This window comes from Sinomicrobium pectinilyticum (assembly GCF_003725735.1).
GTDB lineage: Bacteria > Bacteroidota > Bacteroidia > Flavobacteriales > Flavobacteriaceae > Sinomicrobium > Sinomicrobium pectinilyticum.
This window is the reverse complement of sequence record NZ_RJTM01000094.1, coordinates 43,444-66,779: the sequence shown is the minus strand read 5'-3', so window position 1 is coordinate 66,779 and position 23,336 is coordinate 43,444. Positions and strand designations below refer to the sequence as shown.

Genomic DNA, 23,336 nt, shown 5'->3' with positions numbered 1-23,336 from the left:
TCTATTGTTTAACCCGTATAAAACCATTTCGCATGAAGTAAGAACCGATACTGCAGCACTTCAATAAAACAGGGAACCGGAAAATGGTGGCTCATTTCCCGGTCCTGTGATGTGTGATCAAACTAAAAAAATAGAGTAACCACAACCAAACGTTTAAATGTATGAAAAATCATCCGAATGAACGGAGGAGAATATTCCCTTTGTTTAAATTTGACTTAAAGATGAGGCTTACGGTACTGTTTTTTTTGGTTGTCCTGTGCGGATTACATGCCAACAACGGCTATTCGCAGAAGAACAGGATAACCCTGGACGCGGAACACATGACAGTACGCCATGTGATAGACCATATAGAATCTACCACGGACTATCGTTTTATTTATAAGACCAGGCATGTAGACCTGGAAAGAAAGGTCACCTTAAAAGTGGAAAAAGGTGCCATAGAGACGGTATTGGACCGTTTGTTTGCCGATATACTTATCGGTTACAGAATAAGGGGAACCCATATTATACTCAGGCCTGTTCCCGGAAAAAAATCAACGTCCCCGGAAAGAAAAGATCCGGAAAGTACGGAACAGGACCCCGTACAGGTAAGCGGGACCGTCACAGATGCGGAGGGCGTTCCCCTTTTAGGAGCCAGTATCCTGGAAAAAGGAACGGATAACGGAACGCAATCGGACTTTGACGGTAATTTTTCCATTGCGGTAAAAGATGAAAATGCCGTACTCGTTATTTCATATATAGGATTCAAGTCGCTGGAGATCCCGGTGGACGGCAGGACGTCCATAGCCGTTACCTTAAATGAAGATGCGGCAATGTTGGACGAAGTGGTGGTGATAGGGTACGGAACACAACGCAGGTCGCAGGTAGTAGGTGCGGTAGACCAGGTAGCGGATGAAGCTTTCCAGGGGCGTTCGTCCGTGAATACCACACAGGCCCTGCAAGGAAAATCCCCCGCCCTGGTAATACAGCAGACAAATTCCGAGCCCGGAGCAGGACTTAATCTCAATGTACGCGGTGTAAGTACGTTCGGGGATAACAGCCCCCTTGTAGTTATAGACGGAATAGTCGGCGGAGACATCAATGCCCTCAATCCTGCGGATATTGAAAGCATTTCCGTATTAAAGGATGCGGGGAGTGCAGCTATTTACGGTTCCAGGGCAAGTAACGGGGTGGTGCTTATAACCACTAAAAAAGGGAGTAAAGAATCCCCCCTGACCGTCACCTATAACGGGTTGGTCGGTTATAATGTCCCTCATTATTTTACGAGGCCGGTACACGGTTATGAAAACGCTATGTTGCGAAACGAAGCCGCACTGAACTCTAATGAAACTTCGGCAGTCTTTACGGCCGAACAGATACGGCAGTTCCGGGAAAACGGCGATGAAGAATGGTTTGCCGACGAAATTATAAAGCCTGCACTGCAGCAGAATCACAATGTATCAGTATCCGGTGGAAATGAAAATTCCACATATCTCGTATCCCTGGGATATATGGACCAAAGAAGCAATTTCGTAGGGCCTTCCAAGGGAATGGAAAGATATAACTACCGGATCAACCTGACCAATGACTACGGGAAGTTTAAACTTACTTCCACGCTCGCCTATACCAAACAGAAAATTACAGACCATTCTTCCAGCACCGGTACACTTATGGTAGATGCTTTCCGGGTACCTCTTTACTACCGGCAGAAAGACGAGGAAGGAAATTACCTGATCAATGATGTTCTCCGCGAATTCAATCCGCTCGGAATACTGGAACAGGGGGGCTTCCGGAAATATGATAACGATGACGTTTTCGGGAATATCAGTGCAGAATTACGGATAACCGATAATTTCAAACTCCGGGGAGTGTTCGGAGGACGGTTGTATTCCAATAACCTGTTCAGCCGTACGAAAGAAGTGGATTTTGTACCTGCCGGTATTTACGGAGCTACCCGCGAAACCAATGACGAGAGTTATAAAAGCCTCGATCTCAATACGCAGTTTATAGCCGAGTATACCAAGGTTTTTGCTGATTTGCACGATGTGAATGTTTTGCTGGGAGTTTCCAATGAAAATCATTCCGACAGAAAATCCCGTATCCTCAAACGCTATACCGACCCTGACCTGGGGACACCTACAGGCGAAACCGTCATTGTCGACACCGATTCGTATAACTCTAACGACCAATCTGCGAAAAACAGCCTGAACTCCCTTTTCGGGCGTGCGTCGTATAATTACGACCATAAATATTTTGCCGAATTCAGTTTTCGTTATGACGGTTCGTCCAAATTCCGGAAGGAAAAACGCTGGGGGTTTTTCCCGTCCATGACACTGGGATATCAGGTTACCCGCGAAGACTTTATGCAGGGATACCGGGATAACTTCGGGAATATCAAATTGAGGGCCTCTTACGGGATTCTCGGTAATCAGAATGTGGGGAATTACCAGTACCAGACCACTTATTTCACATTCTCCAATGCTTATGGCTTTAATAACAATGCCGTGGGAGGGGCAGGATTTAACTTTGCGAACCCCGATATTCAATGGGAAAGGGCTGCGACCTTCAATGCAGGGGTGGACATGGATTTTCTGGAAGGTGCCCTCAGCCTTTCTTTTGATTATTTCGACAAGGTAACTTCAGACATACTGGTAGCTCCGGCAGTACCCGGTGTGTACGGTACGGACCTTCCCGATTTCAACGCCGGGAAAGTAGGAAACCGCGGTTGGGAAGTAAGTGCCACCTACCGGCACTATGGAGAACTCTTCCGCCACAGTGTTACTTTCAATATCGGGGATTCCAAAAATAAGGTACTTGACTTTCAGGGTAAAGAGATACTGACACAGGTAGAGGAATTACAGGTATTACTGAGAGAAGGGCTGCCTTTTAATTCGTATGTGGGACTTAAAAGGGACGGATATTTTCAGAATTACGAAGAAATATCCGGGGCAGCGGTCCCGGAAGGGCTTACTGTTGTGCCCGGAGATAACCGTTATGTGGATGTAAATAGTGACGGGGTTATTGACGATGACGATAAATTTGTCTTCGGGAACCCTTTCCCCAGGTATACGTACGGATTTACCTATAATCTCGGCTTTAAGAACCTTGACCTTAGTATTTTCCTCCAGGGAGTAGGGAAAAGGACCATGATGATACGTGGCGAACTGGTAGAACCGTTTCATTACAATTACGGTATGACCATGTACACGCATCAACTGGATTACTGGACACCACAGAATACGGATGCCAGGTATCCGAGACTTGCCAATAACGGCTCTCCCTCCAACACCAATAACTTCCGTCGCGGGTCCGATATGTACCTGTATGACGGTGCTTACCTTCGCCTGAAAAACCTTCAGATAGGATACACCCTGCCTGCAGAAATTGCGGAAAAACTCGGGATGAAGAGTTATCGTGTATATTTTTCCGGCCAAAACCTCTTTACGCTGTCCAAGGTGAAATTCGTGGATCCCGAACTTTCCGAATTTAACAACAGGCTGGAAAATTCGGGGGCTAACAGCGGAAGGGCCTATCCTACGCTGGTGTATTACGGACTTGGTATAGATATCAGTTTTTAAAAATCAGAGCGATGAGAAAAATAATCCGACATAAAATAAAGTATCTCGCAGTATTACTGTTGTTCATGACAAGCTGTGAGGACCTCGAACTGGTTCCTGAAGATGAGTTTACGGACCAGAATTACTGGACAAGCGCGGCGAGGGCCGAAAGCATGCTCAATACGGCATATTCACAGCTATATACCAGCAGCCGGTTTTTCTATAACGAAGCCCTTTCTGACAATGCCTTTAACGGCAGGGGAGATAATGAAGGTGCCGCTTCCCTGGCGGCCGGTACGTATGACCCTTCCCTGGGAAGGATAAAGAGCGAATGGAACGATCGTTATGCAGGTATAAAAAGTTGTAACCTTCTCCTGGAAAATATAGACAGGGTAGAAGACATGGAGGAAAGCCTGCGGAACAGGTTCAAGGCCGAAGCCCGGTTTATCAGGGCATTTCAGCACTTTCAATTGATGACCTGGTTCGGGGACATACCCTTGGTTTCCAAAGATCTTACACTCGAAGAAGCCCAGACGATAAGCAGAACACCCCGTTCCGAGGTCCTTGCATTTATTCTGGCTGAACTGGACGCCGCCGCCGGTGTATTACCCTCCAATACGGAATATCCTGAAGCAGACCGGGGAAGGATCACCCGCGGTGCGGCTATGGCATTAAAAGCAAGAGTATTGCTGTACGAAGGACGTTGGGAAGAAGTGGTAACGGTCTGTGAGGCCATCATAAACGGTGGCGAATATGGCAGTTATGACCTGTTTCCTTCTTACGAAGGACTGTTCCTGCCCGAAAACCAGTATAGTAGCGAAGATATTCTCAGTCTGCAGTATGTACCCGAATACCGTACCTGGGGAGAATTCTTTGACATGGCACCCCTTTCCGCCGGTGCCAGGCTTAATGCCCTTGCGCCTACGCAGGAACTGGTGGATAGTTACCGGATGCTGAACGGTAAGGCTATAGAGGAAAGCGGTTCCGGTTACGATGAAGAAAATCCGTATGAGAACAGGGACCCGAGACTTACTTACACGGTGGTATACCACGGTTATGAGTGGAAAGAACCGGGCGGCGGAAGTCACACTATTTATATTGAGCCCGGTTCGTCAGAAGGAGATAGTCCCGATGAATACGTGTCCGGCTCTTCTGCAAGTCCCACGGGGTATTATACCCGGAAATATTTCGATCCTACTCACCTTTCATCGTTGAGGTCGGGCCTTAATCTCATGCTCATCCGCTATGCGGATGTACTGTTAATGTATGCCGAAGCCAAAAACGAACAGGGCCAAATGAATCAGGATACCTGGAACAAGACCATAGGAGCATTACGGACACGTGCCGGTTTTGAGGAAAATGCCGCGCTGGAATTTAACAGTGCACTCGGGCAGAATGCCCTGAGACAGGTGATCCGGAATGAACGCCGGGTAGAACTCGGCATGGAGGGACTGCGTATTTTCGATATCCGCAGATGGCGTATTGCCGAAGATGTTCTCAACGGATGGGCACACGGAGCACAGTTCGACCCGGCTTCTCCCGATGACGGGTATATCCGTGCCAACCAAAGACATTTCGACCCTGCTAAGCACTACCTCTGGCCGGTGCCGAGAGATGAACGGCTTATCAATGGAAACCTTTCACAAAACCCCAATTGGTAACGAAGGGAAACGACCACAGAAAAACAGCGATCAACCGAATATCAAAAATAGTCTGACAGAACCCGGATGTTTAAAATATCATTGGACATTAAAGGTTTCGGTCGACCAATAAAAAACGATAAAAATAACCAGATGAAAACAATATTCACCAAACTGGCTTTCCTGGCGCTCATAGTATTTAGCGTTACAGGCTGTAGCGACGACGATAAACTTCCGGACGTAAAAGTGTCCGCTGTAAATGCCCTGTATGCTCCGGAAGATGATCTTTTGGTAAGACTGGAAGGAAAAGGTTCCGTCTTTTTCGAATGGGAAGCAGCCAAATCAGAAGACAACGGGGTGGTCCTTTATGATGTACTTTTCGATACTGCAGAAGGAGATTTCTCGAACCCCGTTTATGTCACAACTTCCGAAGGAAAAGGCTTTCAGAATACATTGACCTTATCCTATGAAGATCTTACTGCAATAGCAGCTATGGCCGGGATAGAAGCAGATGCTACGGGAAAGCTCAAATGGACGGTCCACTCTTCCAGGGGCTTGGATATCGTTGAATCTGATGTGTCCAGGACCATAGAACTCGAGCGTCCGGAAGAAGTATATATACCGGAGCAGCTTTTCCTTACCGGAACGGCTACCGAAGGAGGAGAGGACCTTGCTGCCGCTACCGGCCTGAAAAAAACGGGAACGGCAACATATGAGATATACGCAGCCCTCAATTCCGGATCTTATCAGTTTACCGATGCAAAGACCGGGACGCCGAATACTTATTTTATTGAAGGTGACAAACTTGAGGAGAACGGTACGGCAACATTTGACGGAGAAGAAGGCGTATACAGGATAAAGCTGGATCTCAATGACAATTCCGTAGAAGTTGCCCGGGTAGAGAAAATGGAATTATGGTTTGCACCTTTCGGGGAATTTTTATTTGAATTGCCCTACGCAGGGAACGGAAGCTGGCTGGCAGTAGACGAAATGATAGAATTTAAGCAGGAAGACTGGGGAAGGGACGAACGATACAAATTCCGCATGACCCTCGTACAGGATGGCAACACCCTTGAAGAGTGGTACGGCAGTGTGAATAATGATAACTCACGACCCGATAGCAATACCCCCGCATCGTACTGGTATATGGTATCCGTTACGGATGACCGCTGGAACAACTGCTTTAAGTTCGCCGAAGCCGTAGATATGCATACGGTAAATGTAGAGGTAATTTTTAATGCCGAAGTAACAGACTATACCCATGAGGTTACCGTAACAGACTAAAAAAACAGAAACATGAAGAGGAAGCACAAATCACTTCAAAATATTATCTTTGTCATGGCAGCTCTGGCCTTTGTCATGGCATGCGATGATGAAGCCATTCCGCTCCGGGATCCGTCGGACAATGAAGAACAGGCAGGTTTTACCTGGAAAGAGACTGCCGATTCGTTACAGTCGGCAACCTATAATACCTACCTGGGGACCGAAGGGACCTTTGTACAGGACAACCAGGGCAATACCACATTTCATTACTGGTGGAATTCCCATATGCTGGATGTCCTGGTAGATGGTTACCTGAGGACGGGAGACGAAAATTATGTTCCCCGTATGAAAGCCCTGGTGCAGGGAATAAAAACGAAGCACGGCGGTACGTATACCAACGATTTCAATGATGATATGCAATGGTTGGGCAATTCTTGTGTGAGGGCATATAACGCTACGGGCGACGTGGAATTCAAAGAAGTTGCCGAATTCGTCTGGGAAGAGATCAAAAAAAGCTGGAGCGATCTGTACGGCGGCGGAATTACCTGGAAATCCAACGAACCGCTCGGAAAAAACGCCACGTCCAATGCCCCTGCGGCCATACTGGCCATGCGGCTTTTTGAAGTGGATGGAAACGAGGAAAACCTGCAATGGGCAAAAGATATTTACCAATGGCAGAAAGATATACTTGTAGACCCTGCTTCGGGCCTGGTATGGGATAATATAAATGAGGTAGATGGCGAAGTAGTGATCAACAAAGACTGGATCTTTACCTATAATATAGGGACATACATAGGAGCCGGGCTTAAATTATATGAAGAGACCGGGGAACAGATGTACCTCCGGGAAGCAGTAAAGACCGCCCGGTCTATGATGACGAGTCCCAAGCTTACAACCGAAGGGTTGTTAAGGGACGAAGGACAGGGAGACGGCGGACTTTTTAAAGGCATACTGGTCCGCTATTTTACATTGCTTATTCAACAGCCGGACTTAAACGATGGCGACAGGAAGTCTTTTCTGGACTTCATGAAATTCAATGCTAAAACGTTTTACCAAAAAGGAATAAAACGTCCGGCTATGCTTGCAGGGCCCAACTGGAGAGAAATGCCGGGAGACCGAACGGATCTTTCTACGCAACTCAGCGGGGTAATGCTTATGGAAGCGGCTGCAAAGCTGCATGAAGAAGGGATGCTGGAATAGGAAAGGTATCGGGAAACAGTTATGACAACAGGGATGAAGACTATAATATTTGTCTCTGAGGTTTGATTTTAGACACTTGTGAAAGGAAAGATTTTAATTCATTTTATTAGAGTATATGACAAAAATTCAATTTCGATGGATTTTCCTCTCCCGAAAGTTTTCGGGATTTAACCCCAGCCCTAAAGGGTGAATCGAGGAAAATCAGGTTCCCTTTAGGGCTAGGGTAAAACTGATTTTCCGAAAAATCCTGTTAAAAAAATCTTTGTCATATACTAAACTAATTCAATCTATAAATACTATAAACGAAAAATGCAAAGAAGAAAATTTATCCAAAACACGGCTCTTATGGGAAGCCTGGCAATGGTAGATCCTTTTCACCTGGCGGCGGGTACGTTGCACAAACAGCAATTTCCGGAAGTAAGGACCCCCAAAGGCAAGAGACATTTTGAAAGCAAAGCCATCGAAAAAGCTATAAAAGAGTTTCAGAAAAATGTAAAGGATGAGGAGCTGGCCTGGTTGTTCAACAACTGTTTCCCGAATACTCTCGACACCACGGTTACCTATACCGAAAAGAACGGAAAACCCGATACCTATGTAATTACAGGAGATATCGATGCCATGTGGCTGCGCGACAGTTCGGCCCAAGTATGGCCATATATGGCATTTGCAGATAAAGATGACAAACTGAAAAATCTTATAGCTGGCGTTATAAACAGGCAGACACAGTACATTCTCAAAGATCCTTATGCCAATGCCTTTTATGATGACCCGCAGAAAAAAGGGGAATGGACAAGCGATTTTACCGATATGAAACCGGGAGTTCACGAACGTAAGTATGAAATAGATTCCCTTTGCTATCCCATAAGACTGGGATATAATTACTGGAAAACCACCGGAGACACGGCCCCGTTTGATGCAAACTGGAAAAAAGCAATAGAAGCCATACTTAAAGTTTTCAGGGATCAGCAGCAAAAAGACGGCCCCGGCCCGTATTCTTTCCAGAGGGAAACGGCTAATGCCACCGATACCAGGTCACTGAAAGGTTTCGGATACCCGGTAAAACCTGTGGGATTGATATGCTCTGCTTTCCGTCCAAGTGATGATGCCACGGTATTCTCCTTCCTGGTGCCTTCCAACTTTTTTGCCGTGGTCAGCTTAAAACAGGCTGCGGAAATGGTGGAAACACTGGTAGGTGATGCCGCACTGGCAGCAGACCTGAAAGCACTGGCCGCCGAAGTAGACAAAGCGCTGAAAACATACGCTGTGGTAAAACACCCGGAATACGGGGATATTTACGCTTTTGAGGTAGATGGTTACGGAAATCACTTGTTAATGGACGATGCTAACGTACCCAGCCTTCTGGCGCTGCCTTACCTGGATGCTGTAGATATCAAAGATCCTGTTTATCAGAATACGCGAAAGTTTGTATGGTCGCCGGACAATCCTTTCTTCTTTGAAGGAAAAGCAGCCGAAGGCATAGGCGGGCCACACGTAGGTATGGATATGGTATGGCCTATGTCCATTATCATGAAGGGACTGACCAGTACCGATCCTCAGGAAATAAAGAAATGTATAAAAATGCTGAAGTCCACTCACGGAGATACCGGCTTTATGCACGAATCTTTTCATAAGGACGATCCGAAGAATTTTACCAGGTCCTGGTTTGCCTGGACCAATACATTGTTCGGCGAACTCCTTTGGGATACTTATAAAAAACAACCGGAATTATTGCGTTAAAAACGCTTAAACCGATCAAAACCGTTACTATGAAATTTTTTTTGAAGAGCGGGATTACCTTGCTTATCCTGTCCCTTTTGTGCTTTAACTGCAAAGAAGGAGATAAGGAAAAAAAGGTTCCCGTAAATAAAACAGCAGAAGATGTCGCGCTTACATCATACGTTAATCCGTTCATAGGCACGGCGCCGCTTACCGACCCGGAGATGATAGGCTATACCCCTCCGGAAAACTGGCGGGTTTGGGCGGGGCTGGTATATCCCGGCTCCTCCCTTCCCAATGCTATGGTGCAATTAAGCCCTATTACCGAATACGGCAGCGGGGCGGGATATGAATATGAAGATAGTGAAATACTGGGATTTACACATACCAATAAAGGACACTGGAACCTCTGTAATATCCCCGTACTCCCTGTTTCGGGCAATGCCCGGCATCCCTTCAGATCTTCATTCGATCATAAAGAAGAAGATGCTTCCCCGGCCTATTACGAAGTCCTGCTGAAAGACTACAATGTAAAAGTCCGGTTGAGCTCAACCCTTCGCTGCGGGATTCACGAATATACCTATAAGGATACTACGGACCGTAAGGTGTTACTCGACCTGGGCAGGGCCAATAACCGGGTTTCGGACTGGGAAATACAACTCATCGGAAAAAACAGGCTGGAAGGGTTTCAGCAAATGGGAAAGGAGAAGATCTATTTTTCGGCTTTGATAAGTGACGAGATCGAAAATATAGAAAAAAAGAATGAGGGGGAAAGTGAAGGTTATGCCCTGGTACAGCTAAAAGACGGTAGCCGTCCCGTGGTATTGAAAATCGGGCTGTCTTTTGTGAGTACCGGCAATGCAAGGGAAAACCTGGAAAAAGAAATAGGAGACAAATCCCTCGATGATATCCGTGAAAAAGGTGTTGAAACATGGGGAAAACTATTGTCATCGATCAAAGTTTCCGGTGGGACCGGCAGGCAGAAAGAACTTTTTTATACTTCCTTTTACCGCGCTTTTTTATGGCCCGCACTCCGCAGTGACAACAACGGGGAGTTTACCGATGAAGCCGGTAATAAAAGAAAAGAAGACTTCCGTTACTACACTATTCCTTCATTGTGGGATACATACCGGAATAAGCTCGTGTTACTGGCACTAGTTTCTCCTGATGTTACCGAAGATGTCATAAAATCCCTTGCGAACAGGGGAGAAATAAGAGGATTTATACCTACCTTTTTTCACGGGGACCATGCCTCGGCTTTTATTACCGGTTCCTATCTGCGGGGAATAAAGGATTTCGATGTAAAAAAGGCATATGAATTATTGCTGAATAATGCCTATAAAGAAGGAGGTACAAGGCCTTTTATAGCCGAATATATAAAAAAAGGATATATCTCCGACCCGCAGATCGATGATCCGCATGTGGAAAGCAAAGGAAAAGCCGGGGTTTCCAAAACCCTGGAATACGCTTATGACGATTATGCATTAGCCCTGCTTGCCCGGGAAATGGGAGATATGGAACACTACCGGGAACTCCTGAAAAGATCGGGTAATTACGCGAATGTGTTTGACCCCTCTGTAAATTTTATGCGCGGGAGGCGGGAAAACGGACAATGGATAACCCCTTTTAATCCCCAATACCCTTATTATGAATATATGTACCGCGAAGCCAATGCCTGGCAGGTCTCTTTTTATGCACCACATGACATGCCCGGGCTTGTGGAGCTTTACGGAGGGGAAAGAGAATTTGAAAACAAACTGGATTCGCTCTTTAAAGTTCCGTGGAATCCCGGTCACATAGCGAGAAATGTCTCCGGGTTTATGGGGCAGTACTGCCACGGAAATCAGCCCGATCATGAAGCTCCGTTTGCCTATTACTTTGCAGATAAACCACACAAATCACAAGAGGTGATCGACAATCTGCTGGAAAATTATTACGGAGTCGGGGAAGACGGACTGGCCCTGGTAGGGATGGACGATGCCGGGGAAATGTCTTCCTGGTATGTATTTGCTGCTATGGGACTTTACCCGCTGTCTCCGGCCGATCCGGAATACCTTGTAACTGTACCTGTTTTTGATAGCGTGGACTTTAATTTCAAGGGACATAAACCTGTTTCTCTGCAAAAAAAATCGGAGGGAAGGAAACTGGAGGAAATACGCATCGACGGAAAAAAGAGCAATTCCTTTTTTATACCGCACCGGTTGTTCCGGGATGGGGGAAAAGTGGAAATACATACAGGAGAATAGTAGATAATTACGTAGTGTTTTTGTGAATTTTAAAAGGTTTTAAAAGTTAATTTGCGAAAAAAACAGATAAAATTTTGTTAAAACACTAATTGTTGCTAAGTTTATACCGCTGGATAAAAGTATAGTTTCCCTTCGGTGAAAAAGCCTACAATTCATACTATAGACGACACATTGCTAAAACCTTTTAGCAAAGGTGACCGTACAGCCTTTCAGACCATATTCGAACTTATGGAGAAGAGGCTGTACGGTTTTGTATTTTCCTATACCAAATCCGAATACATCGCTGAAGAAATTGTACAGGAAGTATTTATAAGGATCTGGGAAAAGAGAGAAGAGATAAAGCTGAAAGGGTCTTTCAGTTCCCTTCTGTATACGATGGCAAAAAACCTTACCCTGAATTATTTGCGAAATGCTTCACAACGAGCTGTTATCCGTGACGAACTCTGGAGAAATGTTTCCGAACTCCGGGAAGATACGGAATCGGAAGTGATATTCTCGGAATATCGCGATATCCTCGACGATATTGTAGATCATCTGCCACAGAAAAAACGTTCCATTTATATAATGTCCAGGGAAGAAGGAAAGACCAATGCGGAAATTGCCGATATTATGGGCATTTCCCAGAAAACTGTAAAAAACCATCTCTGGAAGATCTTCGAAACGATAAAAGTGCAATTACAGCCTCACCTGGAAAATACCATTAAATTTTTCTTTCTCCTGTCCGTATATCATTTCTTCTGATTTTCAGTTCCTTATTTTTACTTCCCGCGGGAATATTTTGTATGAGATAAAAAAAACAAAAAGGTATTGGGACTTTGCAGGTAGTTATGTGTGTTGTTTACAAAGAATAAGTTTTTACAATTGAGAATTTAGTACCTGATAAAATTCATTTTTTAATGAATTTCCGGAATATCGGTTTTTTCCCTTTTGGGAACAGAGGATGAAAATCGGGAAAACTTTATCCGGATTGAGTTTTATCACCTGTTGAAAAGCGAGAAACTTCCTGTTGGTCAGATGGAGATTCCACCCCTCAATACTTAGGGACAGGTCGCGACCATTGAAAAATAGTAAAAAAGACATGAAAAATATTATTACCTGTTTCGGCATTGTTCTGTTATTGTTGTCGTGTAAAGAAGAAGAAAGGACTCCGGAAGTGAAGGAGAAAAACGAGATAGCTTCTGCCAACTATTTACAGAACAGGAAACCCTTACAACCAAAACCATACCTGGAATTGCCCCTGGGAGCTATACGCGCGGAAGGATGGCTCGAAGAACAACTGCACCGGATGGCAAACGGGATGACGGGGAAAATGGATTCCATCTATTCGGAAGTTGTGGGTGAAAGGAACGGCTGGCTCGGGGGCGATGGCGACGGATGGGAAAGAGGCCCCTACTGGATTGACGGCCTGCTTCCCCTGGCATATATACTCGATAACGACACACTTAAGGAAAAAGCAAAACCCTGGATCGAATGGACACTGAACAACCAGACCGACGACGGTTATCTCGGCCCGGTACCTTTTGAGAAAGAACCGGAACATGAGCCTGGATTGCAACGGGGGGCACGCCGGGACTGGTGGCCCAAAATGATCATGCTTAAAATATTGAAACAGCATTACGAAGCTACCGGAGACAAGAGGGTGATTACCGCCCTTACCAGGTATTTCAAATACCAGCTAAAAGAACTACCCGAAAAACCTCTCGATTTCCTCTCGTTCTGGGGCAACCGCAGGGGAGGGGACAATTTGCAGGTGGTCTATTGGTTGTATAACATAACCGGCGATGAATTCCTCCTGAAACTCGGAGACCTCATACACGAACAGACATTTCCCTGGACAACAGTATTTCTCAACGAAGTCAAAGATGCCGATCCGGGACATCCCTGGTCTTTCGGGAGCACAAAAGGTTATCCTTTTGATTCCCTGGAAATAAGTAAAATCACCCTTTCCAAACCAGGAGGTATACATACCGTAAACCTGGCACAAGGGATCAAGGAGCCCGTAGTACGTTATCAGAAAGAAACCGACGATAAATATCTTCGCGCCGTTAAAAAAGCATTCCGGGATATAAAACAATTTCACGGTCAGCCCCAGGGAATGTACGGGGGAGATGAGCCCTTACACGGCAACAATCCGGTTCGCGGTATTGAGTTCTGTTCCGTTTCCGAAATGATGTTTTCGCTGGAAAGTATGGTACAGATCACCGGGGATATGGAATTTGCCGACCTGCTGGAAAAGATTACTTATAATGCCCTGCCTACCCAGGCATCGGACGATTATATGGCCAAACAGTATTTCCAGGCGGCTAACCAGGTGGAAATAAGCGACCGTATAGATGCTGCTTTTGAGACCCATAACCACCATTTTACCGATTTCGTATACGGTACGGTAACGGGTTATACCTGCTGTACAACCAATATGCACCAGTCCTGGCCCAAGTTTGTTCAAAACCTTTTTTACGGAACAAAGGACGGTGGTGTAGCAGCCCTGCAATACGCCCCCAGTCGGGCAGAACTCAAAGTTGCCGGCGGGGTAGACCTGGAACTCCATGAAACCACGGAATATCCTTTCAGGGATACGGTCCGTTTTAAACTGACATTATCCGGGTCGGCCTCCTTTCCGTTCCATCTGCGCATCCCCGGATGGACGGACAATCCCGTCATTACCGTAAACGGGGAGAAAGTAAACGCAGATATTCAGGAACAGATTGCCATAATAGACAGAAAATGGGAATCCGGAGATGAAGTGGTATTGCAATTACCTATGAAAATACGGACTTCCAGGTGGTATGAGTTTTCCGCCGCTGTAGAGCGGGGGCCTTTGGTGTATGCTCTTAAAATACCGCATCATGAGAAAAGAAAGGACCGGAAAGACGGTTACGGGGAGTTCCGTGAATTTTATCCTGCGGCAGACTGGAACTATGGTTTATTGGAGTCTGTTATAAATAATCCTGAAGAGAATATACAGGTTGTGGAGAAGGACCTGAAAGAAAACTATCCCTGGAACCTTGAAAATGCCCCGGTGGAACTGCACCTTAAGGGAGTTAAAGCAGAAGAATGGAAAGACGTGAACGGGGTGCCGGTTATGCCCGGCTTCTGGAATAACAGTAAATCTTCGGGAGATCTAAAAGATATTATTCTTATACCCTACGGATGTACAACGCTGAGAATCACTGAATTTCCAACCTATAACATAAGGGAATAATACCAGTCCGGAAGACAGCGACACAAAAAGTCAAAAAAAATTATTTTAAAGTTGGGACTTTACACCGGGCTACGTGTGATGTATATGTGAAGGACGGCGAGAGTAGAGGACACTGGTGACCGTGCCCACTGTAAACCATAACATGGAGATGAACAGGGAGAAGGAAATAGAAATACTATTCAAAAAATTCCGGGAAAATACCATAAATGAGGAAGAGTACCATCGGCTGATGGACTGGATCAAGGAATCCGGTTCTGAAAGCAGGATGCGAAAATGGATGGACGAACACTGGGAAGAATTAAAAAAAAACGAGGATCATCCTGAAAGAGAAACAGTATCGGATACCCGCTTTCACCAACTACTGGAAAAAGCGGATAAGAGACGCAGGGTCCACCGGCCCCGGGACATGGAACAGGGATATGTATATTACCGGGTTGCGGCAATACTGGTTTTATTGCTTTCCGTTTCGGGGATCTGGTATTTTAAAAACCGAGAAAAGCCTTTACCGCCTCCGGTCATGGTTACCCAGCATATCTCCTCCGGGGAAAAAGCAACAATTACTTTGCCCGACGGTACGGTAGTGAGACTTAATTCTAATACCGAACTGGTTTTTCCCGATCGCTTTTCCGGCGATGTCAGGGAAGTGACCCTGCGCGGGGAAGCCTTTTTTGAAGTGACGAAAGATAAAAAACATCCTTTTCTTGTGAAAACAGGTGAGCTTACCACCCGGGTTTTGGGTACGTCTTTTAATATAAAGGCTTATGAAAATGAAGAAGAAGTGGAAGTTTCCGTAGCCACCGGGCTGGTTGAGGTGAGTAAAGGAGAAACCGGTAAAGAGAGCGAAGAAGAGCAGCATGTATTGCTCAACCCCAGTCAGCAGGCTGTCTACCGTGAAGATGAGCAGAATTTTATCACAAGGGAAGTGGACATAGCCAGCATAGCTATGTGGAAAAACGGTATTTTATCCTTTAACAGGACGCCCCTGGACCAGGCGGCAAAAATGCTCGAACGCTGGTATGGCGTAAAAGTAATACTTAAAAATCCAGGGCTTAAAAAATGTGTAATAACCGGAGACCATAAAAATCAGGGATTGTCCAGTGTGTTGCACAGCTTCAGATATGCCCTGGGAGTCTCATATGAAATAACAAAGGATACCGTCATTATAAACGGAAAAGACTGTACCAGATAAAACACCGATATATGAATAAACCAACCGGATAACAATGCACATATAAACCAAAAAAAGCGGCCTCCTTACCACTGTTAGCGCAATTGATAGAAGGCCGGAAACCAAACGAAACCGAAGTTTCACTTAATCTTCACAAAATTATGAAAAATAATCTTGCCAAGGCGTGTATTATCATGACTTTACGCACAGTTATACTGAGCATCTGGACATTTTCCGGATTAGCTTTTGCATCAAAAGCGACCTCACAGAACATTCGGGATGTCTATATCAATGTGGTAGTGAAGGATGTGTCAGTAGAACAGATCCTGAAGACCATAGAAAGCAAGACCGACTTTGTTTTCTTCTATGAAGAAGGAATTATCTATAATACCCATAAAAAAATTACCCTGGATGCCCGGAACCGGAGTGTCGCCGAAATTCTGAAAATGGTCTCCAGGGAAGCCCATGTATCTTTTTTACAAAAGAATAACACTATAGCCGTAAAAAAGATCAGGATACCCCCTCCGGTAAAAAAAGCGGAAGAAAAACCACAGGAAAAAACAGTAGAAGGGACCGTGATTGACGATAAAGGAGTGCCATTGCCCGGCGTGAATATCCTGGTCAAGGATAAGCCCAAAGGGACCTCTACGGATTTCGATGGTAATTACGAACTCAGCGTTACCGAAGATGATGTCATTACCTTTTCCTACGTAGGTTTTATTTCACAGGAAGTAGCAGTTGCCGGGAAAACACGTATTGATATAACCATGCAGGAAGACGCCCAGCAACTCGACGAAGTGGTTATTACCGGCTACTCCGCACAGGATAAAAAATCGCTCACAGGCTCGATAGCTACTATAACCAGTGAAGATATGGAGAATGTACACGGAGGTGCTACCGTGAGTTCAGGCCTGGCTGGAAAGATTCCGGGAGTCACCTTTCGGATGGCCGATGGGCGGCCGGGGGCTAGTGCCGCCGTACAGATCCGTAACATGGGAACCCCCTTATTTATAATAGACGGTGTGCCGCAGGATGAAGGGCAATTTAATAATCTTGCTCCGAATGACATAGAAAGCCTTACCGTCCTGAAAGATGCTTCTGCGGCCATTTACGGCGTCCGGGCAGCAAACGGGGTGGTGGTAGTCACTACCAAACGAGGAAAGAAAGGCTCCAGGAATACCGTAAATATCAATGCGTATACCGGCTGGCAGAACTGGTCGAGGTTCCCCGAACCGGTAAACGATTCTTACCAATGGATGCTGATGAAAGCCGAAGCCGATGTCAACCAGTTCGGGCAGACGAACATTACCCCGGAGGAACTGGAAAAATACCGGATAGGTACAGAGTATGGCTATCAGTCCTTTAACTGGAAAGATTTTATTATCAAGAAAAATGCCCCGCTTACCAATATCAATATAAATGCTTCCGGAGGCTCCGAAAAGATCAATTATTATCTTTCTGCCACCCGCTTAAAGCAGGAGTCCGTGCTGGGAGATGAATTTACGTTTGAACGGACCAATATTCAAAGTAATGTAGATGCGAATATCTCCGATCGTCTTCGTGTGGGTGTACAGATCAACGGGAGAATAGAGATACGGGACAATCCGGGAATTCCCGGGGCCGACGATTACTGGTTACCTCGTTTTGCCATTCTGAGGAACCGCCCTTTTGAGCGCCCCTACGCTAATGATAACCCGGATTATCTCAATGATATAGGACATAATGAAACGAACTGGGCATTGCACAATAAGGAAATCGGAGGATATGCCCTGGATACCTGGAGGGTTATCCAGACCAATTTTACGGGAGAATACGATATTCCTTATATAGATGGGCTCACCCTGAAAGGAATGTATTCCTACTACCTTGCCGACCGGGTACTCGATGGTCACGAATATACTTATGAAGCTTATACTTATCATCCGGATACCGATACTTATGAAGTTACGGGAGGAAGTACCAATCCCTGGCGGGAAAGGGAGAACAAAAAAGTGTTCCGCCAACTGTACCAGGGGCAGCTGCATTATAAAAATTCTTTTGGCAACCACAATATCGAATCCTTTTTTGTGGTAGAACGAAAAGAAGACCGCGAAACACGGCAGTGGGTGCATTCCGTACCGGATAACAACGACCTTCCCCTGATCTATTTCAAGGATATGGACACATTTGATGACAGTGATAATGAAGAAGCAAGAATAGGTTATGTAGGGAGAATAAGCTACAATTACAAAAACCGGTATTACCTGGAACTGTCCGGAAGGCGCGATGCCTCCTGGATGTTTGCTCCCGGGAAGAGGACCGGTTTCTTTCCTTCCGTATCAGGGGGATGGCGTATAACTGACGAGCCGTTTATGCAAAATTTTCTCGGGGAGAACACGGTTTTAAATGATTTGAAATTCCGTGCTTCCTATGGTGTCCTGGGGGATGATAACCGGAATGTTACGGGATTGGGAGCTTATGATTACCTGAGCGGGTATAATTACAATGTGTCGCAGGTCATCCTGGACGGAGATGTTGTAGTAGGTTCGCGAAACCGGGGAATACCCATAACCAATTTTAGCTGGTTCAAAAGTAAGATAACCAACATCGGAGCGGATTTCTACCTGTTCGACAGTAAACTGAGCGGGTCTTTCGAATATTTCTACAGAAAACGTACCGGGTTAAGGGGACGGAAATATGATATATTGATCCCCAGTGAAGTAGGTTACGGCCTTCCGGATGAAAATGTAAACAGCGATGCCCGTTATGGTATAGAAGGGGCACTGGCCTATTCCGGAAATTTCGGAGAACTCACTTTTACGGTTAGCGGAAATGCTTCGGTTTCCAGGAGCAAGTTCCTCGATAGCTATAAGCCGCGGTATGCCAATGCCCTTCAGGAATACCGGAACCGCCGGGAAGGCAGATATGAAAATATTTTCTGGGGGCTTACGGCCATAGGACAGTTTCAAAACCAGGAAGAGATCGATAACTACCCGGTAAATATAGACGGACAGGGAAATTCCACTTTGTTGCCGGGCGATATTATCTATAAGGATTTTAATGGTGACGGATATATTAACGGTAATGACGAGAGACCTATCGGATACACCTCGTTTAATCCTAATGTCAATTTCGGGTTCAGCCTCCGGATGGCGTATAAAGGCTTTGACCTTACCGCAGATTTCTCCGGGGCTTCAGGGTATTCCTGGAATCAGGAGCATGAAACGAGGGTCCCTTACCAGAACGAAGGGGCACTTAACCGGATATTGCTGGATCGCTGGCACCGTGCCGATCCTTTCGACACGGAGAGCGAATGGATATCCGGCAAGTACCCGCCGCTTCGCTATAATCACGGCGGACACAGCAGCTACAGGAATTCCACATTCTGGCTGCACAATGTAACCTACATAAGGGCAAGAACACTTGAACTCGGTTACACGCTTCCCAAAGCTCTCCTGGACAAATTCGGTGTGCAGAAAATGAGGTTCTATATAAACGGGTATAACCTGTTTTCCATAGATAACCTGTCCAAATTTGGAGTGGATCCGGAAATAGCAGATACCAACGGGTTACAATACCCTCCGAATAAGTTTGTGAACTTAGGTGTGAATATTTCATTATAAAGCAAAAGAACAGAGATGAAAAAATATATATATACCCTGATAGCATTGACTTTATGGTTAGGTGGTTGCAATGACGATGATTTCCTGAACCGCGAACCCACACAGATCATCCCTACGGATAAAGCCTATAACAGTCCGGAACTGACCTTGTCTATTCTTGCGGACCTGTATAACCGGTATTATGATTTCGGAACGGTGGAGTCCTGGCAGTCGCTCTCCGGTTTTAATATGGCTTTCTGGTCCGATAACGGGAGTTACGGGGCATTTCAGAACAATAGATGGGGATATGGTGACTGGCGCACATGGGATTACGGTTACATCCGCGATATCAATATTTTTATACAGGGAGTTACGGATTCGGAAGGTCTGGAAGAAGAAGATAAAACCCGTTTTATTGCAGAAGCCAGGTTTTTACGGGCCTCGTATTATTTTACTATGGTAAAGCGTATGGGAGGTGTTCCGCTTATTCTCGAACCTATGGAGTACGATTACAGCGGAGATCCTACATATCTCCAGCATCCGAGGGAAACCGAAGCAGCCATATATGATTTTGTTATTGCAGAGGCGGAAGAGATCATGGAAATGCTTCCCGATGACGTAAATTCCAAATCACGGGCCAGCATGGGTGCAGCCCTTGCCATGCAATGCAGGGCGGCATTATATGCCGGTTCCATAGCCAAATACGGGTCCACAATCCCCCAGGTATCGCTGCCGGGTGGAGAAGTAGGCATTCCGGCAGACAGGGCGAATGGTTATTATACTGCCGCATTGCAGGCAGCACAGAGAATTATAGACGGAGAAGCGGGAGCTTATGCACTGTATCAGAAGAAACCCGACCTGGCAGATAATTTTGCCAGTATCTTTTACGATAAGGCCAGCAATCCCGAGGCTATTTTTGTAGAAGACTACAAATTACAAACCGGCAAAAGGCATGGTTTTACCATATCCAACCAACCCCGGTTTGGCGCCGAAGAAGAAGAGGGAGGGCGCATAAACCCTTCACTGAATTTCGTACAATCTTTTGAAACCCTGGAGGGAGAATTTGCACCGTTGCCCAATAAAGATGCCTCCGGAGCATATATCGCCTACGATAACATAGGAGATATCTTCGAAAACCGGGACGCGCGCCTGCAAGGTACTGTAATTGTACCCGGTTCGTCCTTTAAAGGCAGGGAGGTGGATATTTTTGCCGGAATACAAATGCCCGACGGTTCCGTAATCAGTGGAGATTCCAGGGGGCAAAGCAAGGATGTTGACGGTACTTCCGTGCAGGTTGTTGGTTTTGACGGGCCTATTGACGGACTGGAACACGTGGCACAATCCGGCTTTTATATCCGGAAATACCAGGACCCCAAGGATGGTTCGGGGCAACGTGGGGTAATGAGCGATGTGTGGTTTATCCGTTACCGCTTCGGAGAAGTGCTGTTAAATGCTGCCGAAGCTGCTTTTGAACTCGGCCAGTCCGATGTGGCGGCGGATTATATGAACAGGGTCCGGGAGAGAGCCGGGATTACCGTACCGCTTACCCCCGGAGATATAACCTTTGACAGGATAGCTCACGAACGGTATGTGGAGCTCGCCTTTGAGGGCCTGTACTTTTTTGACCTGAAGCGCTGGCGGATTGCCCATCTGGTAATGGACGGTTCGGAGATTACGGAATCTGGGATCACACAAAATATAGGAAGCGCTACCAAACGGCAGACACAGCCCTATGGAATATGGCCTTATAAAGTGTACAATCCCGGAAATGCAGATCATGAAAAGTATATCTACAAGATTGTCAGACCAAGCCGTGTAACCGCTTCCGATCGCTTCCGGTTTGGAAATTACTATTCCGAGATCGCCCAGGATGTGCTGAACAACAACCCTAAGATTGTAAAAAACCCTAACCACTAAAACGGCAAAGATGAAAACACTAAAATTTAAATATTATTGGATATGTCTCTGTGTATGCGGGATATTCACTTCCTGCGGTGTCGATAATTTTGACGAACCGGATACCTTTTTCAGCGGGCGGGTGGTCTATGAAGGAGAACCGGTACAGGTAAGGCACGGCGAGGTGAGATTTCAGTTATGGCAGCCGGGATACGGGGACCCGGGACCAATTGAGGTTCCGTTAAACCAGGACGGCTCTTTCAGTATAAAAACATTCCATGGGGACTATAAACTGGTCTTTGTTAATAATGCAGGCCCTTTTCAGACGGAAATCATAAATGAAGAACAGCGGGATACTATCTTTTTTACCCTGAATGGAGAAAAAACGCTCGATGTGGATGTAAAGCCTTATTTTATGGTAGAAAATACGGAGTTTTCCCTTTCCGGCAATACGGTTAATGCCAGGTGTAGCATAAGACAGATTATAACCGGAGAGGAGGCCAGGGAAGTGGAGCGCGTAACACTCTATCTCAATAATACGGCTTTTGTTTCGGACAATGATCTGGAAAATTATGCAAATGCCAATGCCGATACGGCAGACCTTAATGCCATTGAGGTTTCGGCGGAAATTCCCGATGACAATACCAGGAATTATGTGTTTGCACGTATAGGAGTAAAGATCAGTGGAGTAGAAAGCCTTATCTTTTCACCGGTGGAAAAATTGGAATTCTGATGAATACCTTAAAATTTAAACGGTTTCTGAATGAAACAGCACTCGGTATATAAAATAGCAAGATCAATTTTATAATAAATATTTTAAGCATGAAGAAAATATATCCGTTAACACTATTACTATTCCTAAGTATGATATGCAGTGCTGTGGCACAGCAAAAGGGAGAACGATGGTCCATAGAGAAGGCCGAAGCGTGGTATAAACAGCACGACTGGATCAATGGAGCCAATTTTATCCCCAGTAACGCTATAAACCAGCTAGAGATGTGGCAGGAAAAGACTTTCAGTCCCGAACTCATAGACCGTGAACTGGGATATGCCGAAAGCATAGGGATGAATGTTATGCGGGTCTATCTGCATAGCCTGGCCTATAAAGCCGATCCCGAAGGTTTTAAAAAGCGGGTGGACCGGTACCTGGATATTGCCAATAAACATGCTATAAAGACTATGTTTGTCATCTTTGACGATGTATGGGACAAAACCCCGAAGATCGGCAAACAGCCCGAACCAAAAACAGGTACTCATAATTCCGGTTGGGTACAGGATCCCGGTGATCCCGCTTCCGGAGAAGAAAAGAATTTTCCGGAACTGGAAAAATACGTCAAGGATATTATCAATACCTTTAAAGATGATAAACGTATCCTGTTGTGGGATCTCTACAACGAACCGGGAAATGAAGGGAAAGGAAACGAATCGTTGCCGTTACTCAAAAATGTGTTTGAATGGGCGCGTGAAGTGAATCCTTCCCAACCGGTATCGGCCGGTTTATGGTCGTGGGGTCTAACGGACCTCGGGGCTTTTCAGGCATTGCATTCCGACATTATTACCTATCACAATTACGGCGATCCCGAAGATCACCGGAGGGTCCTGGAATTGCTGAAAAGCCACGGACGCCCGATGATCTGTACCGAGTATATGGCCCGTACCAGGAACAGCAGGTTTGCCAATATTATGCCAATGCTGAAAGAGGAAAACATAGGGGCGATAAACTGGGGGCTGGTCAACGGCAAAACGAATACCATTTATGCCTGGAATACCCCGATAGAAAGCGGAGAAGAACCCGTCGAATGGTTTCACGATGTATTCCGAAAGGATGGCACCCCGTACCGGCAGGATGAAGCGGACCTGATAAAAAAACTGAATAACAAAAAGTAAG

At 45.8% G+C, this 23,336-nt stretch carries 13 protein-coding genes; all 13 read left to right on the top strand.

Going from position 1 to position 23,336, the window contains the following annotated elements; genetic code table 11:
- Nucleotides 1–161 precede the first annotated feature (161 nt).
- Nucleotides 162–3,557 (top strand): TonB-dependent receptor, encoded by a 3,396-nt coding sequence (locus ED312_RS13585; protein WP_123216561.1) that lies wholly within the window; start codon nucleotides 162–164, stop codon nucleotides 3,555–3,557.
- 11 nt (nucleotides 3,558–3,568) lie between these two features.
- Nucleotides 3,569–5,197, top strand: coding sequence for a RagB/SusD family nutrient uptake outer membrane protein (locus tag ED312_RS13580; protein WP_123216560.1), 1,629 nt, complete (start codon nucleotides 3,569–3,571; stop codon nucleotides 5,195–5,197).
- 132 nt (nucleotides 5,198–5,329) lie between these two features.
- Complete coding sequence (locus tag ED312_RS13575) at nucleotides 5,330–6,460, top strand: SusE domain-containing protein (RefSeq protein WP_170164517.1); 1,131 nt, start codon at nucleotides 5,330–5,332, stop codon at nucleotides 6,458–6,460.
- 12 nt (nucleotides 6,461–6,472) lie between these two features.
- The gene (locus ED312_RS13570; RefSeq protein WP_123216558.1) at nucleotides 6,473–7,639 is read left to right on the top strand and encodes a glycoside hydrolase family 76 protein; all 1,167 of its coding nucleotides are present in this window, start codon (nucleotides 6,473–6,475) and stop codon (nucleotides 7,637–7,639) included.
- A gap of 309 nt (nucleotides 7,640–7,948) precedes the next feature.
- Nucleotides 7,949–9,376 (top strand): glycoside hydrolase family 125 protein, encoded by a 1,428-nt coding sequence (locus ED312_RS13565; protein WP_123216557.1) that lies wholly within the window; start codon nucleotides 7,949–7,951, stop codon nucleotides 9,374–9,376.
- A 29-nt stretch (nucleotides 9,377–9,405) separates the two neighbouring features.
- On the top strand, nucleotides 9,406–11,601 hold the full coding sequence (locus tag ED312_RS13560; RefSeq protein WP_123216556.1) for a GH92 family glycosyl hydrolase: 2,196 nt from the start codon (nucleotides 9,406–9,408) through the stop codon (nucleotides 11,599–11,601).
- A gap of 135 nt (nucleotides 11,602–11,736) precedes the next feature.
- Nucleotides 11,737–12,342 carry an RNA polymerase sigma factor gene (locus ED312_RS13555; protein ID WP_148044292.1) on the top strand — a complete coding sequence of 202 codons (606 nt, stop codon included), beginning with the start codon at nucleotides 11,737–11,739 and terminating at the stop codon, nucleotides 12,340–12,342.
- Nucleotides 12,343–12,679: 337 nt separating this feature from the next.
- On the top strand, nucleotides 12,680–14,803 hold the full coding sequence (locus ED312_RS13545) for a beta-L-arabinofuranosidase domain-containing protein (protein WP_123216553.1): 2,124 nt from the start codon (nucleotides 12,680–12,682) through the stop codon (nucleotides 14,801–14,803).
- Nucleotides 14,804–14,951: 148 nt separating this feature from the next.
- Complete coding sequence (locus tag ED312_RS13540; protein WP_170164516.1) at nucleotides 14,952–15,992, top strand: FecR family protein; 1,041 nt, start codon at nucleotides 14,952–14,954, stop codon at nucleotides 15,990–15,992.
- A gap of 140 nt (nucleotides 15,993–16,132) precedes the next feature.
- On the top strand, nucleotides 16,133–19,573 hold the full coding sequence (locus ED312_RS13535; protein WP_240643101.1) for a SusC/RagA family TonB-linked outer membrane protein: 3,441 nt from the start codon (nucleotides 16,133–16,135) through the stop codon (nucleotides 19,571–19,573).
- A gap of 15 nt (nucleotides 19,574–19,588) precedes the next feature.
- The gene (locus tag ED312_RS13530) at nucleotides 19,589–21,469 is read left to right on the top strand and encodes a RagB/SusD family nutrient uptake outer membrane protein (protein WP_123216550.1); all 1,881 of its coding nucleotides are present in this window, start codon (nucleotides 19,589–19,591) and stop codon (nucleotides 21,467–21,469) included.
- Between the two features lie 10 nt (nucleotides 21,470–21,479).
- Complete coding sequence (locus ED312_RS13525; protein ID WP_123216549.1) at nucleotides 21,480–22,181, top strand: DUF3823 domain-containing protein; 702 nt, start codon at nucleotides 21,480–21,482, stop codon at nucleotides 22,179–22,181.
- 89 nt (nucleotides 22,182–22,270) lie between these two features.
- Nucleotides 22,271–23,335, top strand: a complete 1,065-nt coding sequence (locus ED312_RS13520) for a cellulase family glycosylhydrolase (protein WP_123216548.1) — start codon at nucleotides 22,271–22,273, stop codon at nucleotides 23,333–23,335.
- The last annotated feature ends 1 nt before the right edge of the window (nucleotide 23,336 follow it).

Coding starts and splice junctions, on each gene's coding strand:
- ED312_RS13585 (WP_123216561.1), top strand. CDS start 162: ATGAAAAATCATCCGAATGAACGGAGGAGAATATTCCCTTTGTTTAAA.
- ED312_RS13580 (WP_123216560.1), top strand. CDS start 3,569: ATGAGAAAAATAATCCGACATAAAATAAAGTATCTCGCAGTATTACTG.
- ED312_RS13575 (WP_170164517.1), top strand. CDS start 5,330: ATGAAAACAATATTCACCAAACTGGCTTTCCTGGCGCTCATAGTATTT.
- ED312_RS13570 (WP_123216558.1), top strand. CDS start 6,473: ATGAAGAGGAAGCACAAATCACTTCAAAATATTATCTTTGTCATGGCA.
- ED312_RS13565 (WP_123216557.1), top strand. CDS start 7,949: ATGCAAAGAAGAAAATTTATCCAAAACACGGCTCTTATGGGAAGCCTG.
- ED312_RS13560 (WP_123216556.1), top strand. CDS start 9,406: ATGAAATTTTTTTTGAAGAGCGGGATTACCTTGCTTATCCTGTCCCTT.
- ED312_RS13545 (WP_123216553.1), top strand. CDS start 12,680: ATGAAAAATATTATTACCTGTTTCGGCATTGTTCTGTTATTGTTGTCG.
- ED312_RS13540 (WP_170164516.1), top strand. CDS start 14,952: ATGAACAGGGAGAAGGAAATAGAAATACTATTCAAAAAATTCCGGGAA.
- ED312_RS13535 (WP_240643101.1), top strand. CDS start 16,133: ATGAAAAATAATCTTGCCAAGGCGTGTATTATCATGACTTTACGCACA.
- ED312_RS13530 (WP_123216550.1), top strand. CDS start 19,589: ATGAAAAAATATATATATACCCTGATAGCATTGACTTTATGGTTAGGT.
- ED312_RS13525 (WP_123216549.1), top strand. CDS start 21,480: ATGAAAACACTAAAATTTAAATATTATTGGATATGTCTCTGTGTATGC.
- ED312_RS13520 (WP_123216548.1), top strand. CDS start 22,271: ATGAAGAAAATATATCCGTTAACACTATTACTATTCCTAAGTATGATA.